We start from the raw sequence: 15015 nt of genomic DNA on the forward strand, positions 1-15015 counted from the left end.
GATAAACTCCTTTTAAGCGCGAAGATGCTCCGCCTTAACAACCATTTGCAGGCCATTATTGAGTTGCACTCGCACATCATCCTTGTTTACTTCAACAATGGTCGCAGCCATGTTGCCTTTACCCATGTTTACATTCACATTGTTACCAACAGAGATTTCATCGCTGTTCAATGCACGTGTTTCAACTGGGGCTTGCTTAGGTTTTTCTGCTCTTGGCTTAGGCTTGCGAGCCGGAGCTGCTTTTTTAGCTTGAGCGCGTTTTGCTTTTTGCTCTTCACGGGCTTTATCAGCCTGTTCTTTTCTGCGAGCCGCTACGCGAGCCTTGCTTTCTGCAAGTGCTTGTTGCGCATGGTCCACATGTTCTTGCTCTAGTACGCCACAGTCGTTGCCATCTAGATCAACACGTATCGCACCAGCTTTAACGCCATGTAGGTAGCGCCAAGATGAAGTGTATTGTCTTAGCGCAGCTCTAAGTTGAGTCTTGCTCACTTTAGAGTCTTCACTTAGACGCTCTGCTAAATCCTGAAAAATACCAATTTTCAGTGGCTTAGCTTCGCCTTCTAAAGTAAAGCACTTAGGGAAGCATTCGGCAATATAAGCAATCACTTCTTTACTGGTTTTTAATTTTTCGGTGTTTTCCATGCGGGTTCCTGATTAAACGCGACTCTTGCGCGAGATTCTCAATAATATTCAGCGCTATTATAAAGACATGACAAGTAAAAACCACTCCCGAGTGGTACTTTACTTAGAGTTAATTGGCTCATTGAGCAATTTTTCGACCATATCCATCAACAATACTAACCCTTGTTCATCGATTTCGCTAAAGCGGTCATGTAATGGACTGTCGATATCGAGTACGCCCACCACTTCTCCGTTCATTGAAAATGGGATAACAATTTCTGAATTGCTGTCCGCATCACAGGCAATATGCCCTTCAAACTGGTGTACGTCTTTAATGCGCTGCACGGTATTGGTTGCTGCGGCTGTGCCACAAACGCCTTTACCCCAATTAATGCGAACGCACGCTGGGTTGCCTTGGAAAGGTCCCAACACTAATTGGTCGCCCTCTTTTAGATAAAAACCTACCCAGTTAATATTCGCCAATTCCATGTTCAGTACTGCACTGATATTCGCTAAGTTTGCGATCAGGTTACTTTCACCGCTAATTAATGCCTCAACCTGCAACGTTACTCTCTGATAGTCTTTGATATCCACTTTTTGTTACCTATATGAAAATTGTAACCAAACTCTTTGAAATCCTTCACAATAGGACTCAACATCTAAGATTGCGTATATACTGCAAACTGTAACCGATAAATCATTGAATCTAAACCATCTACGGCAATAAATGTGCTAGCGTAACAGCCGATATAAACTAGGTACGATAACTGCATGGCAACAATTCACAATGCAATCACTACTAATTCCGAACTGCGCCTGTGCCAGGGTTGTGGATTAGCCGTGTCTTCGACGCCTATCAAAGAAAACCAAGACGCGTATTGTCCGCGCTGTGAAACGCAGCTCTACCGTGGACACAGACACTCTTGCTCCGGAGACGTTGCCTTAGCCACTGTGGGCCTTTTACTCTTCATCCCTGTTGTTCTTTACCCTTTTCTATCCATACGTCTTTTTGGAGAATACATAAGTGCCACACTGCTTGACGGCGTGTTCTTACTGATAGATGAAGGCTTTGTATTTGTTGGGTTTCTGGTTCTTTTTTGCGGTTTCTTAGTCCCCCTTGCCCACTGCGTCTGTGTCATTACCGCCAACCTTGCCCTCAAGCAAAACAACACACCGCTGATGCGCTGGAGTATGTACGGTATTTATCACCTAAAACACTGGATGATGATAGACGTCTACATAGTCAGCATTGCCATTTGCTGCTTTAAGCTGACCGATTACAGTGACCTTATCTTTGGCTTAGCACTTCCTGTATTGGTAGTACTGCAATTGGTGTGCTTAGCATTAGTGCTGCGCGTGAGCCCTAGAAAATACTGGCAAAGGCTGGATGAGGTTCAATACCTAGAACGCACGATTAGTAAGGAAGTAAACCCCAGCGAGCTACATGATTGTCCTCAATGCCATTTAATACAGACGCATACCGAACATTGCGTTCGCTGCCACAACAAGATGAAGCGCACTGCTAAACAGTCTCTGCAAGCCACGTGGGCTTACCTTATTGTGGCAACGATTGCTTTGATCCCAGCGAATGTAATCCCAATTTCCATTTTGTTTACCAATGGCGCTCGTCTTGAAGATACGATTTTCTCTGGCGTTATTTCCTTAGTAGATAACGACATGCTGGTGATTGCTATCATCATCTTTATTGCCAGTATTGTAGTACCCGTTGCCAAGATACTCGGCATCCTCTATCTACTACTTTGCATTCACTTCAAGCGCACTGTTTTTCATAGACAGCGTATGATGCTGTTTTATATAGTAAAATGGATTGGTAAATGGTCGATGGTGGATCTCTTTGTTATGTCGATCATGCTAACCTTGGTAGACAGAGGACAAGTACTTAATTTCACACCTGGCTTTGGCGCGGTCGCATTTGGCGTCGTGGTCGTCTTTACCATGTTTTCTGCGGATGCGTTAGACCCGCGTTTAATTTGGAAAAACCATACTCATAAGCATTCAATCTCAACTGGTGACACTTTTTCATGACAGAGCAAAATCAATCATCCTTACCGACTCCTAAGGTAAAACGCTCAACTGGCCTCTCTCCACTTTGGGCGCTGCCTATTGTCGCGCTGCTGCTTGGTGGTTGGCTAATGTACAAAAGTGTCAGCGAAGCAGGACAACAAGTCCGTATTCATTTTGCCAATGCTCAAGGGCTGATTGCCGGAAGAACGACGATTCGCTTTCAAGGCCTAGAAGTTGGCATGGTACGTAAGCTTGAATTAGCAGAAGATCTCAACGGGATCTACGTTGACGCTGAGCTCTATCGTGATGCGCTGCAGTTGTTGGGCGAAGACACTCAGTTTTGGCTAGTCAAACCTACAGCCAGTTTATCTGGGGTATCTGGTCTAGATGCTCTTGTTTCTGGTAACTACATCGCCATACAAAGCGCGACAAAAGGCTTTAACACTCCTCCAAAGACATTCGCCGCATTGTCTAAAGCCCCACAGGACTTACACAGCGCCAGTTCAGAAGGTTTACGCCTTACTCTTAGAAGTAAGGACCTTGGATCTGTGAATGTCGGCTCAAAGATCCTGTTTAGAAAAATACCGATTGGTGAGGTTTACAGCTTTAGTCTCGATGAAGATGGTAAGTCCGTTGTGTTACGCGCCTATATAGACGAAGAGTACGACCACATCATTACCAGTGAGAGTCGTTTTTGGAATGTATCGGGCATTAATGCCAAAGTCGGCTTCGATGGCGTTGACGTCAGAGTTGAAAGCCTTGCTGCGTTAATTGGAGGTGGCATAGCCGTCGACTCTCCTGCTCAAGGCACTCGCGTAGAGTCCGATACTGAGTTTAGGCTTTACCCTGATCTGGCAACCGCCGGTCGCGGTATCCCCATCAAGATAACCCTTCCAGACGACAACAATATCAACCCAACTGGCGCACCACTTGTTTACCGAGGTATTGAAATCGGTCAAATCACCAATGTGCAACTTAGCAAAGACCGACAGGACATCATCGCCCAAGCCACCGTTGAACCGGCTTATCACGACCTATTGAATTCAGGGTCTCAATTTCTTCTTGAAGAAGCCTCCCTGTCTCTAGCTGGCGTTGAGAACCTTGGTAACTTTGTCACCGGTAATTTCTTGACCTTATTACCTGGAGATGGCGAAGCCACCCGCTCATTTAAAGCCGTTAAGCAGGACGAACTCAATACTCAAGACAGTGGCAATCTAGCATTGTCTTTGATGGCTGAGCATAGCTTTGGATTAGCCAATGGATCGGCTGTGCTTTATAAGGGCATTCAGATTGGTCACGTTACGTCGTCACAATTACATGACAGTGGTGTCAAGGTTAACGTACTGATTGACTCACAGTATCGTGCATTGATTCGCTCTAAAAATCGCTTCTTTGTTTCTAGTTCGGTGTCAGCAAGTTTTGATGCCAGCAAGCTGAACGTCAACGTACCTCCCCTTCAGCACCTTTTGGCGGGAAGCATAAGTTTTATTAGAGAAGGCAGCGAATCTGTTAGTTCAAGCTATACGCTGTATGCCAGTGAAGCTCTAGCAGAGCTTGCGGTCTACACAAAATCTGGCAGTCAGGTCATCTCTCTTCTTTCTTCAGAAATGCCTCCTGTGAATGTGGGTACGCCTATCTTCTACAGAAACTTAGTCGTGGGACAAGTGTTGGATTACAAGTTAGGCCATGCGGGGATGGAAGTGAAGATCAAGCTTGACAACCAATACCGCCACCTCATCAATTCCAACACGGTGTTTTGGAACCATTCGGGTGTAGAGATTGATGCTGGTCTATCGGGCGTGTCTGTGAAAGCAGCTCCTTTATCTCGAGTTCTGCAAGGGGGCATCGCCTTTGATACCTTGCCTGGTGTTGAGAACAAGCTCGGCAAACACTATAAGCTTTACCCTAGTCAAGATGATGCTCGCCAGTTTGGAAAAATTATTCGCATCAACGCTGCTGATAATGCCTCTGTCACTAAAGGTACAAAGATCAAGTATCAAGGTGTTGATGTTGGTGAAGTTACTCTCGTCTCTCCACTATTTGAAAAAGCTGGCGTTGAAATGCTTGCACGCATCTATCCTCAGTACGTCTCCAAGATTGCGGTTAAGGGAACCCAATTTTGGCTCGTGAACCCTGAGATAAGCCTCAGTGGCGTTAAGAATCTAGCCAGCGCTATCATTCCGATTATTGAAGTAAAACCGGGCACGGATAGTGCCAAGAAAAATCATTTCACTTTGTTAAAGAAAGCACCACTAGAAGATGGCGTGACCTTTTTCTTACAGACTGAAGTCAAAGGCTCAGTTTCTAAGAACACCCCCATCCTCTATCGTGAGATGGAAGTCGGTTACGTTAATGATGTCCAGTTAGGTGAATTGGCGGATAGAGTGATCATTACCATTAAGGTTGATAAAGACTACGCCTACTTGGTAAGACAAAACTCTCTATTCTGGAATGTATCTGGCCTAGATGTTTCTATTGGCTTAAGCGGCGCAAACGTAAAGGCTGGCACCGTAGATAGTCTTCTTAGGGGTGGCATTGCATTTACAACACCGGAAGAGCAGAATTTGCTACCAATGGCAAAAGCTGAGCGCTCTTTCTACCTGTACAAGAAGGCTGAACCCGCTTGGCTGGAATGGCGCACCGCTATTCCAAAACCTTAGAAAAGTTCTCCTAGAAGAGAGACGCTATCAACGCAACGCGTCTCTCCTCTTTCAACGCTATACACTTTCAAGATAAAGCGAGCGTTGCTACACTTCGCATGCTCGCCTTTCTCATAGGAATCCTACCTTGCATCAAAACGTATATATCCCAGAGCAATTTGTTCAACTAATGAAAGAACAAATGCCTTCGCACCTAAACCTAGATGAATTACTTGAGGCGTGTAAGCGCCCTTTAAAACGCAGCATTCGGGTGAATACTCTTAAGATCTCCGTTGAAGACTTTAAAGAGCAGGCATTAGCAATGGGCTGGACATTAACACCCGTACCTTGGTGCAAAGAAGGCTTTTGGCTGGATAACGTCGATGAGTCTGCCACCTCACTTGGCAATACTAGCCAACACCTTGCAGGCCTATTTTACATTCAAGAAGCCAGCTCTATGATGCCAGTAACGGCGCTATTTGATGACCTCAATGTTGACGCTGATTTTCGAGTATTGGATATGGCGGCAGCACCGGGCTCAAAAACCACACAGATCGCCGCCAATATGGGAAAACAAGGCTTAGTGGTTGCCAATGAATTTTCAGCAAGCCGAGTAAAGATACTGTTTGGTAACTTAATGCGCTGCGGCATTGGCAACATGGCAATGACCAACTTTGATGCACGTGTGTTTGGGCCTTGGCTTCCAGAAACCTTTGATGCCATTTTGCTTGATGCACCTTGCTCTGGTGAAGGCTCTTTACGTAAAGACGCAGATGCAATGAAGAACTGGAGTTTGTCCTCTGTTGAAGAGATTGCCGATACTCAGCAAGACTTAATAGAGAGTGCCTTCCACGCCTTGAAGCCAGGTGGAACACTTGTCTATTCAACCTGCACGCTAAACCGCCAAGAAAACCAGCAAGTGGTCGATCACCTGTTACAAGCCTTTGACGGTAGTATTGAAGTTGAGCCTTTAACTGACCTTTTCCCCGAAGCTTCTCTATCTCTTACAGACGAGGGATATATTCACGTATACCCACAAATCTATGACTGTGAGGGCTTTTTTATTGCCAAGTTCAAAAAGACGGGCTCAGTCTCTGCGCCAAAAGTGAAAAAGCGCTTAGGTAAGTTTCCTTTTCAGCGAATGTCCAACAAAGACAGTGACACCGTCACTAACTCATTAACTGAAGCCTTAGGCATTCAGATATCGGACAATTATTCGCTGTGGCAGCGAGATAATGAAGTCTGGTTGTTCCCAGTACTGATAGAACCCCTACTCGACCAAATGCGCTTCCAACGCATTGGTATCAAACTCGCCGAAGCTCATAAAAAAGGATATCGCTGGCAGCACCAGGGCGTTGTCGCGATGAGTCAACACAACGAAGACAACGCCATTGACCTAAACATAGATGATGCTCGTGAATGGTACATGGGCCGCGATGTTCGTCCAGAAGTTCCTTCGAGTAAAGGTGAGGTTCTGGTTCGCTACGATGGTGTGACCATAGGTATTGGAAAATGGGTGGGTAATCGCATAAAGAATGGATTACCAAGAGAAATGGTTCGAGATAATAACTTGTTCTAATTCATAGAGATGAAGTAGAAGCCTGCAACTTAGTATTTGAAGATAGGCGCTCTTGTGTGGCAAGAGCGCTTTAGTGTACTAAACTTAACCCAATTAATCGGTTAGCGCAGGCTCTTACATAGAGCCATTCCCCAAAGCCTAGGTCAGGATAGCCTAGGCTATTTTTTGGCAGAAATTTGCTATTTTACTAAGTGGATTCCATCAGCTTCGATGGTAATCAAGCCTGCTTTGTACAACCCACCAATGGTCTTTTTAAATGTACCTTTACTGGTGCGGAATACCTTAAAGATGGCATCTGGTGAAGACTTGTCATTAAGAGGCAGGAAGCCCTCTTTTTTATTCAGTAGATCCATCACCTTCTCACTAAGATCATCCATCTTAGCAACACCGACTTTCTGCAATGACAAATCAATCTTGCCGTCATCACGTACTTGTTTAATGTAGCCCTTAAGGCGCTTGCCAATAAACAGCTTACCAATGACATCCGAACTAAAAATCATGCCCCAATGTTCACCATTGATAATGGCCTTGTAGCCTAGGTCACTGCGTTCAGCGATCAACAGGTCTACTTGGTCATTGGCTTTGTAATGATGCGGCGTTTTATCCAGCCATTTATTGAACTTGGTTGTGCCTACGATACGACCGCTGGCATTGTCCGTGTAGACATACACCAATATTGTCTGACCTTCATTAAAACGGGCACGCTGTTCACTATAAGGAACCAGCAAATCTTTCTTTTCAATTCCCCAGTTAACAAATGCACCCGTGGCGTTGATACTGGTAATTTCCATCAAACCCCACTCGCCTACTTGCGCGATAGGGTTTTCACGCGTAGCGCAAAGTTCATTGTCGGAATCAAAGTAAAGAAAGGCTTTCACTAACTGACCAACTTCAGGCTCTTCACTGAGCTGTTTTCTAGGTAAAAGCACGCTTCCATAATCGTAAGCGTCTAGAAAAACACCAAAGTCAGTGATTTGGGTGATTTTAAGTGAGTTAAGTTGGCCAATTTTAATCATAGTAGTACTCGAGTTTGACGATATCGCGACGATTGTATTGCCTTACCCCAACAATAAAAAGACTTTTCTAGCACTTTGCACAATACAAAGGATTAGCACTCGTGACTTAATCTAGATTAATCACGTCACATTGCGGGTGCTCTAGCAAAAACTCTTGCAGTTTCGCTTTGCTTGCCAAGTCTTCTGTAATCAACATCGCAGGCTTACGAGCCGCATGGGCTTGGGTTAGAACCAGTGATAGCAACTCAGTGACTGATTCGTGCTCCACGTTGTAACCCGATGATACCGCTTCGTTATTCCTGTCCACGCCAAGAGTAAGCTGTGTAAGTGAAGCTAGGTCGATGCACACGCCGTCGAAGTACTTTAATAGACGCTCTGAAAGCAACACAGAGGACGGCGTGTCAGCGCCAAATAAAACCTTAAGGCCATTTAATCCACGAGGTAGACCTTGCTCTGCCAAATTGTCGATGACCTTAGCCGCATCACTTAAGCTACGCACAAAGGGAACGACAATTTCTACAGCTACGCCCTGCTCTCTGAGGTCTTTAATGAACTGACACTCAACCGCAAAGCTGGATTTATAAAAGTCAGAGGCATAACGCGAAACACCGCGCATTCCCAGCATAGGGTTCAGCTCTTGCTCTTCTAAGCTGCCAGCAATCAAGGTAGATAAAGAACTGCTGTCGCAATTGCTCAGTTGCACGCGTACACGCTTGTGCTCAACTAGCTTAAGATCTTTTGCTGTTTCGTTTAGAACTTCTAGATAGAACTCTCTTAGAACTTGACCGTTCACAACAGCGTCAAGGGCCATTTTGTCCGCATCACTTAGCGTAGAGTCTTGGCCAATAAGTGCAGGGTGAAAGAACACGCGCTCTTGGATTACATCCCCTATGGACAGCAATACATGCTCTGCAGTGTCGTTCACTTGTTGCAATGAAGAGCCTAAAATAATTTCCGAATTTAGCGTGTTTGGCATTTGCGTCCCTTTCTAGATCTAAGTAGCTATTATCTGATTCAAAATACCACCTCACACCGACGATTCAAATACTTAACCGAAAATTTAGGCGAAGAAAAATACGGAGTAACCCCCTTACGCCGACCAAGGATGCCACTCACTGTTCATAACCCTCTTTAGCGTGCATTTCTTAGACAAATAACTAAGAATTTCTCTATTTTTGGGTAATGAAGTTTATTCCCTCTCGTAATTCCGCTATCTTTAGCCCAATTTCGCTATAAGAAGAAAACAAAATTATGTCTCTAAAAACTGATGAGTTGCGCACTCAACCACTCGGTCCAATGCCAACGCCAGCTGAGTTGTCTCAAAATCACCCTCTTACTGCTGATGTTGCAGCCCGTATTGAGGAGTCTCGTCGCCAAATTGAAGCTATCTTAAAAGGCGAAGATAAACGACTTCTCGTGATTGTAGGTCCTTGCTCTATTCATGATACTGAAGCGGCGATGGATTATGCCGGTCGTCTAGCGGCAATTCAGGACCAATACAAAGACCAGTTATTCATCGTAATGCGTACCTACTTTGAGAAGCCTCGCACCATCATCGGCTGGAAAGGCCTGATTACGGATCCGAATCTAGATGGCTCATACGCACTAGAAACCGGTCTCAACAAGGCGCGTAAGCTGCTTCTAGACATCAACAAACTAGGCCTAGCTACCGCAACTGAGTTCTTAGACATGATCACGGGCCAATACATTACTGACCTGATTTCATGGGGCGCAATTGGCGCTCGTACGACTGAATCTCAAATTCACCGTGAAATGGCTTCTGCCTTATCGTGTCCTGTAGGTTTTAAAAATGGCACAAACGGCAGCGTAAAAATCGCTATCGACGCTGTGCGCGCTTCTAAGGCTTCTCACTACTTCTATTCGCCGGATAAGAATGGTCGTATGACGGTATACCGCACTTCAGGTAATCCTCACGGCCATGTGATCTTACGCGGTGGCGATACCGGTCCAAACTTTGATACACAATCAATAGAGAACGCTTGTAATGCGCTTGGCGAAGTAGGCCTGCCGAAACGACTTGTTGTCGACTTTAGTCACGCTAACTGCCAAAAGCAGCACCGTAAACAACTAGATGTAGCAAAAGAGATCGCAGATCAGATAAAATCAGGCAGCACCTATGTTGCTGGGATCATGGCAGAGAGCTTCATCGAAGAAGGCAATCAGCCAATGGACGACCTTTCTGCACTGCAGTACGGCAAATCTATCACTGACCCATGCCTAAGCTGGGCACACACAGTAGAGATGCTGGATATTTTATCAGACGCTGTTAAAACACAACTTTAAGGAGAAGAAGTAAATGCCTTCATTTGATATTGTTTCAGAAATCGAAGTTGTCGACGTGCGACACGCAGTAGAAAACGCGAATCGTGAACTTGCTACCCGTTTTGATTTCAGAGGCGTACAAGCCAGCTTTGAATTCAAAGATGAGCAAGTAAAACTGACTGCTGAAGCCGAATTCCAACTGCAACAAATGCGCGACATTCTACGCGGAAATTTGACCAAGCGTGGTGTTGACGTCAATACAATGGATTCTCAAAAAGAAGAAGCATCAGGCAAGAACTGGTACCAAACTGTACTGTTTAAGCAAGGTATCGACAAGGAAATGGCCAAGAAGCTGGTTAAAGCCGTGAAAGACGCCAAGCTTAAGGTTCAAGCGAGCATCCAAGGTGAGAAAGTTCGTATTACGGGCAAAAAGCGCGACGACCTACAATCGGCTATCGCACTAATCAAGAGCTCAGACCTTGGTCAGCCGTTCCAATATGAGAACTTCAGAGACTAACTTTCAAGTAAAGTCTAAAAATACTAACGAGGGCCATGGCCCTCGTTTTTTGTGATTTCTATCCTGCCACCATTTGCTGTTTTGTTTTACTTGCCGCCACTAGCATGTAAATACACGTTGCCAACAAAGCTGCGAATAAATAGCCAAGCAGTCCATGTAGTTGCGAAAGAAACCCATCTGCTACGACAGGTCCTGCAACAGAGCCAACGCTATAGCTAAACAGCATCACTTGTGTTGCTGAGACAATAAAGCGCTCATCAAGCTTTTCGCATCCAAGGTTTATGGCCACCGGGTAAATGCCAAAGGTTGCCATTCCTAGCAGAAACAGTGCCCCAGCGAGCAGTGCCACCGAAGACGAAACAAACGTTAAGCCAATCGCAAACATACCTAGCATACACAACAACGCCATTAGCATGACTCGGCTCATGAATTTGTTAAGCTTACTCACCAAAGGCTGAACCAACATCCCGCCTAAGATCACCAGCGCCATCAAACTGCCTATATCAGTGTGCTCAATTTTACGGTTCGCCAGTTCTACCGGCATAAGCCCATATATGGCACCCAGTGTAAGGCCCGATACAATACAACCTATAATGGCTGCGTGGTTAAGCCTTGATATTTGCTTAAAGGAAAGTGTCGCTGACTCTTGGCTATTAGGCTGTGTGCAGGCAACAAACTTTAACACTAAAACAGCCGCAACGATTGGAGAGACAATCACAATAAAGGGCGTTACGCCATTGATGCCAAAAACGCCAATACCCAATTGACCAAACGCAGAACCACCGTAAAGCGAAAGCATATATAGGCTTAATCTTTTCATTCGAGACTCTTCATCACCGGACATTAGCCAAGACTCAACGATGACGAATATCCCTGCAACTGCAATGCCTGCAGTAAAACGTGCCGCTAACCATACAAAGCCATTGGCAAACACTGGCAATACCACAACCGTTAGGGCAAATGTCACTAAACACCCAATGAAAGCGCGTCGATGCCCTACCTCATGAATAAGACGTTCAACAATGACGGCACCGACTAGTAAGCCTGCATAAAAAGCGCTCGCAAGCCAACTCGCATAGTACGTTGGAATATTAAACTGACCCAACATAAGAGGGATCAAGCTCATTAAATAGCCCGATGCCACGGCGTAAAAAGTCAATGCGATAACAGGTACGGTGATACGAGATACACCTTCAGGAAGAAGTGCTTTTTCCAATGTCTTGCGCCTAGATTAATGAATGATTAGGAAGGATTTAAGGCGCGAATATGGGATTAATTGAAGGCTAAGTAAAACAAAGAATTTCTAAGGTTTCGATAAAAGAAATTTATGGCAATATCACAAAAAAACCGTCCGCAACTTAATGCTACGGACGCAGAGAATTACTTGGTAAGTGCTTGATTTAACCACTGATCAAACTGAGATTTTGGTAAGGCGCCACTGAGCATATCTACGCGTTGACCATTCTTAAATACCATGACGGTTGGAATGCTTCTAATTTGAAATTGCGCACCTAACTGTTGCTGCGCCTCGGTATCAATCTTGACACAACGAACCTGACCTTCGCGCTCTTTTGCCACATCAGCAAACACCGGCGCAAACCCTACACACGGATTACACCAAGGTGCCCAGAAATCAACGACAATAGGCGTGTCACCTTGTAGCAAGGCTGCGAAGTTGTCGCTTGTTCCTTCGATAGGAGCGCCATCGAGTAGCGCCTGTTTGCATTTGCCACATTTAGCGCCTTCTGAGACGCGCTCGTTAGGGACTCGATTTAGACCGCCACACGAAGGACAGCGGGTTTTAAATGATGACATAACTTCCTCATTTTTATTAATAGATTAATTGTTCGAAAACTTTAGCGGTTATCTCGCATATCCCAATACTTGTATGCGGCCGTAACATAATGAAAGCTCTGACAGCAGCCCCTTGTTAACTTCAGGGAGCAATACCACCACAGAGCGTCGCAGTTCCAGTTGCTCTTCTAGCCGTTTTTTAAGCTCAGCGACCTCACTCCATGAAATACGCTCCGCATCTCGTCGACAACTATCTGCAAATACCGCATCTAATTCATGATGATAGAGCACCATCTCTGCTGATTGCATCAGACGTAAAGCCTTGAGAGTGAGCATTTCAAAATCACTGCCCGTCTCTATCCAACTGACAGAATAATTTGGCTCAAACTGTTTGCTATCTAGCGTCGCTTCATAACAGGCTTGCAACTGCGATTTCGTCTGTGAAGATTTAACCTCAGGTGCCTCGAAAAAGTACTCCCAAAATAATCGTCTGCGAGTCACATCTGGCAGTTTCACTTTAATATCGGCACGTTTCGACGCTGCAAACTCAGCCAGCAGACCCAAATTTTGTGGCAAAACCGCCTCAAAGGTACGCCTTAGGTTGCGAATAAGGACAGGTGAGCTGCCGCCACTTGAAAACGCGACCTGAATGCGTCCACGGGTTATCATGGAAGGGGTAATGAAATCACAATATTCGGTATCATCAACCACATTGACCATAATGCCTGCTCTTTTCGCATCGGCATGCACTCTGTGGTTGAGATCTGGATTATCGGTTGTTGCCCAAATTTGTACGAACTCTTCTATGAGTTCTTGTTGGTAAAAGCCTTTTATCCAACTTAGCTTCTCTTCTTCGTACAAAGAAAGCAAAAATGGCTCTAATGTAGGTGAAACTACTGAGACAAAAGCGCCAGCCTTGAGCAGGCTCTCTACTTTTCTGCTTGCTACTTCCCCCCCACCTACAACCAAAACTGGTTTGTGATAGAGATCATAAAACAGAGGAAAATATCGCATTTTGTTCCTTAAATGTTAATTGCCCAAGCTAAACCCGTGTCACCATTTTGGTGCGCGATAAAAATTAAACCGCTAAGTGTGACATTGAAATACTCTGTAATACTTAGTCTAATAGTATTTATCACTGCAAATTAATAGCTTTTCCACACACAACACTGATTAGACCATTCATATTGGGAGCTTTCTCCGATTCCCCAAAGTTACACAATGCTGCACTATTTACAAACTGACAACATTTAGTCATTCTAAAGTGGTTAGTTAAGAGTAAATCACAATTTGTAATTAATTGAGATACTTAGCAACCTCAACTACTTTGTATACGGGTATAAAAAATATGCCCCAATTTAGTGAATCGTACAATCGAATTCACGTTTAATGCAGAAATGCAAAGTCGTACTAGGTGATGCCTCATCACCCATGGATTTTAAAAGAAAGGATACGAATAGATGGCGAACAAACTCACAATTCTAGCTTCAGTAGTAGCTGCATCGGCAGCTGTCGTAGCGACGTCTGCATCAGCAGCAGATAGCACACTAGACAAAGTATTAGCTGCAGGCTCTCTCACCTGTGGTGTGAGCACTGGCCTTCCAGGCTTTTCGAACCCTAACTCAAAAGGTGAGTGGGAAGGTATTGATGTTGAGTACTGTCAAGCGCTTGCTGCAGCGGTTCTAGGCGACAAAACTAAGGTTAAATACGTACCTCTTACAGCAAAAGAGCGTTTTACAGCGCTTCAGTCTGGTGAGATCGACGTACTGTCTCGTAACACTACTTGGACTCAGCACCGTGATACGGCACTAGGTCTAAACTTCGTAGGTGTTAACTACTACGATGGTCAAGGCTTCATGGTTAAGAAAGACCTAGGTGTTTCTAGCGCGAAAGAACTTGATGGTGCGGCGGTATGTGTACAGTCAGGTACAACTACCGAGCTAAACCTTGCCGATTACTTCCGTGCAAGCGGCATGGAATACAAGCCAGTAGTATTTGATACAGCGGCTCAGACTTCTGCAGGTTTCGATGCAGGACGTTGTGACGTACTGACTACTGACCAATCTGGCCTATATGCACTTCGTCTAAACCTTAAAGATCCTTCTTCTGCAGTCGTATTACCAGAAATCATCTCTAAAGAGCCTCTAGGCCCAGTTGTTCGCCAAGGCGACGACAAGTGGTTCAACGTAGCTAAGTGGACGCTTTCAGCAATGATTAACGCTGAAGAGTACGGTATCTCATCTAAGAATGCGGATGAAATGCTGAAGTCTTCAGATCCAAACGTTAAGCGTATCCTTGGTGTTGACGGTCCTAAAGGTACTGCACTAGGCATTAAAGATGACTGGGGTTACCAAGTGATTAAGCAAGTGGGTAACTACGGCGAAAGCTTCGAACGTACTGTTGGTACTGGCTCTCCGCTACAGATTAGCCGTGGTGTTAACGCACTATGGAATGCGGGTGGCTTTATGTACGCGCCACCAATGCGTTAATCCTGAAGTTGTAACCTAAGGGCGGCCTCGCCGCCCTTTTGTTTAAATGGAT

The 15015-nt window shown here is 45.0% G+C and carries 13 protein-coding genes; 6 read left to right on the forward strand and 7 right to left on the reverse strand.

Translation table 11 applies throughout. The features are described 5' to 3' along the window. Window positions 1-12 precede the first annotated feature (12 nt). Window positions 13-642 carry an RNA chaperone ProQ gene (proQ, locus tag A6E01_RS06660; protein ID WP_065209880.1) on the reverse strand — a complete coding sequence of 210 codons (630 nt, stop codon included), beginning with the start codon at window positions 640-642 and terminating at the stop codon, window positions 13-15. Window positions 643-741: 99 nt separating this feature from the next. After that, a complete protein-coding gene (locus A6E01_RS06665; RefSeq protein WP_017030624.1) occupies window positions 742-1215 on the reverse strand; it encodes a GAF domain-containing protein in 474 nt (157 codons plus the stop codon). Between the two features lie 177 nt (window positions 1216-1392). Between A6E01_RS06665 and A6E01_RS06670 the strand changes: the two genes are divergently transcribed. The 3 genes from A6E01_RS06670 to rsmF all read left to right on the forward strand — a co-directional run bounded on the left by A6E01_RS06670 (window position 1393) and on the right by rsmF (window position 6864). After that, the gene (locus A6E01_RS06670; protein ID WP_065209881.1) at window positions 1393-2667 is read left to right on the forward strand and encodes a paraquat-inducible protein A; all 1275 of its coding nucleotides are present in this window, start codon (window positions 1393-1395) and stop codon (window positions 2665-2667) included. After that, complete coding sequence (locus A6E01_RS06675) at window positions 2664-5306, forward strand: PqiB family protein (RefSeq protein ID WP_065209882.1); 2643 nt, start codon at window positions 2664-2666, stop codon at window positions 5304-5306. Before A6E01_RS06670 ends, A6E01_RS06675 begins: the two co-directional genes overlap by 4 nt. 127 nt (window positions 5307-5433) lie before the next feature. After that, window positions 5434-6864 carry a 16S rRNA (cytosine(1407)-C(5))-methyltransferase RsmF gene (gene rsmF, locus A6E01_RS06680; RefSeq protein ID WP_065209883.1) on the forward strand — a complete coding sequence of 477 codons (1431 nt, stop codon included), beginning with the start codon at window positions 5434-5436 and terminating at the stop codon, window positions 6862-6864. A gap of 179 nt (window positions 6865-7043) precedes the next feature. On the opposite strand, the gene A6E01_RS06685 is transcribed toward rsmF, so the two are convergent. Both A6E01_RS06685 and A6E01_RS06690 read right to left on the reverse strand, forming a co-directional pair. Further along, on the reverse strand, window positions 7044-7880 hold the full coding sequence (locus A6E01_RS06685; protein ID WP_017028997.1) for a CvfB family protein: 837 nt from the start codon (window positions 7878-7880) through the stop codon (window positions 7044-7046). Between the two features lie 106 nt (window positions 7881-7986). Continuing rightward, window positions 7987-8856, reverse strand: a complete 870-nt coding sequence (locus A6E01_RS06690) for a putative PEP-binding protein (protein ID WP_065209884.1) — start codon at window positions 8854-8856, stop codon at window positions 7987-7989. A 275-nt stretch (window positions 8857-9131) separates the two neighbouring features. Between A6E01_RS06690 and A6E01_RS06695 the strand changes: the two genes are divergently transcribed. Both A6E01_RS06695 and A6E01_RS06700 read left to right on the forward strand, forming a co-directional pair. Beyond that, complete coding sequence (locus tag A6E01_RS06695; protein ID WP_017242873.1) at window positions 9132-10184, forward strand: 3-deoxy-7-phosphoheptulonate synthase; 1053 nt, start codon at window positions 9132-9134, stop codon at window positions 10182-10184. 13 nt (window positions 10185-10197) lie between these two features. Next, entirely contained in the window at window positions 10198-10680 is a 483-nt protein-coding gene (locus A6E01_RS06700; RefSeq protein WP_017029000.1) for a YajQ family cyclic di-GMP-binding protein, read from the forward strand. 58 nt (window positions 10681-10738) lie between these two features. On the opposite strand, the gene A6E01_RS06705 is transcribed toward A6E01_RS06700, so the two are convergent. From A6E01_RS06705 to A6E01_RS06715, 3 genes are all read right to left on the reverse strand, one after another. After that, window positions 10739-11896, reverse strand: coding sequence for an MFS transporter (locus tag A6E01_RS06705; protein WP_065209885.1), 1158 nt, complete (start codon window positions 11894-11896; stop codon window positions 10739-10741). Between the two features lie 164 nt (window positions 11897-12060). Beyond that, window positions 12061-12495 (reverse strand): thioredoxin TrxC, encoded by a 435-nt coding sequence (trxC, locus tag A6E01_RS06710; protein WP_017029002.1) that lies wholly within the window; start codon window positions 12493-12495, stop codon window positions 12061-12063. A 48-nt stretch (window positions 12496-12543) separates the two neighbouring features. Beyond that, window positions 12544-13488 carry a precorrin-2 dehydrogenase/sirohydrochlorin ferrochelatase family protein gene (locus A6E01_RS06715; protein ID WP_065209886.1) on the reverse strand — a complete coding sequence of 315 codons (945 nt, stop codon included), beginning with the start codon at window positions 13486-13488 and terminating at the stop codon, window positions 12544-12546. Window positions 13489-13934: 446 nt separating this feature from the next. On the opposite strand from A6E01_RS06715, the gene A6E01_RS06720 reads away from it, so the two are divergent. Further along, on the forward strand, window positions 13935-14963 hold the full coding sequence (locus tag A6E01_RS06720) for an amino acid ABC transporter substrate-binding protein (protein ID WP_017029004.1): 1029 nt from the start codon (window positions 13935-13937) through the stop codon (window positions 14961-14963). The last annotated feature ends 52 nt before the right edge of the window (window positions 14964-15015 follow it).

This window comes from Vibrio breoganii, from assembly GCF_001677275.1.
GTDB classification, from domain to species: Bacteria; Pseudomonadota; Gammaproteobacteria; order Enterobacterales; family Vibrionaceae; genus Vibrio; species Vibrio breoganii.

Coding starts and splice junctions, on each gene's coding strand:
- A6E01_RS06715 (WP_065209886.1), bottom strand. CDS start 13,488: ATGCGATATTTTCCTCTGTTTTATGATCTCTATCACAAACCAGTTTTG.
- trxC (WP_017029002.1), bottom strand. CDS start 12,495: ATGTCATCATTTAAAACCCGCTGTCCTTCGTGTGGCGGTCTAAATCGA.
- A6E01_RS06685 (WP_017028997.1), bottom strand. CDS start 7,880: ATGATTAAAATTGGCCAACTTAACTCACTTAAAATCACCCAAATCACT.
- A6E01_RS06695 (WP_017242873.1), top strand. CDS start 9,132: ATGTCTCTAAAAACTGATGAGTTGCGCACTCAACCACTCGGTCCAATG.
- proQ (WP_065209880.1), bottom strand. CDS start 642: ATGGAAAACACCGAAAAATTAAAAACCAGTAAAGAAGTGATTGCTTAT.
- A6E01_RS06690 (WP_065209884.1), bottom strand. CDS start 8,856: ATGCCAAACACGCTAAATTCGGAAATTATTTTAGGCTCTTCATTGCAA.
- A6E01_RS06720 (WP_017029004.1), top strand. CDS start 13,935: ATGGCGAACAAACTCACAATTCTAGCTTCAGTAGTAGCTGCATCGGCA.
- A6E01_RS06675 (WP_065209882.1), top strand. CDS start 2,664: ATGACAGAGCAAAATCAATCATCCTTACCGACTCCTAAGGTAAAACGC.
- A6E01_RS06670 (WP_065209881.1), top strand. CDS start 1,393: ATGGCAACAATTCACAATGCAATCACTACTAATTCCGAACTGCGCCTG.
- A6E01_RS06700 (WP_017029000.1), top strand. CDS start 10,198: ATGCCTTCATTTGATATTGTTTCAGAAATCGAAGTTGTCGACGTGCGA.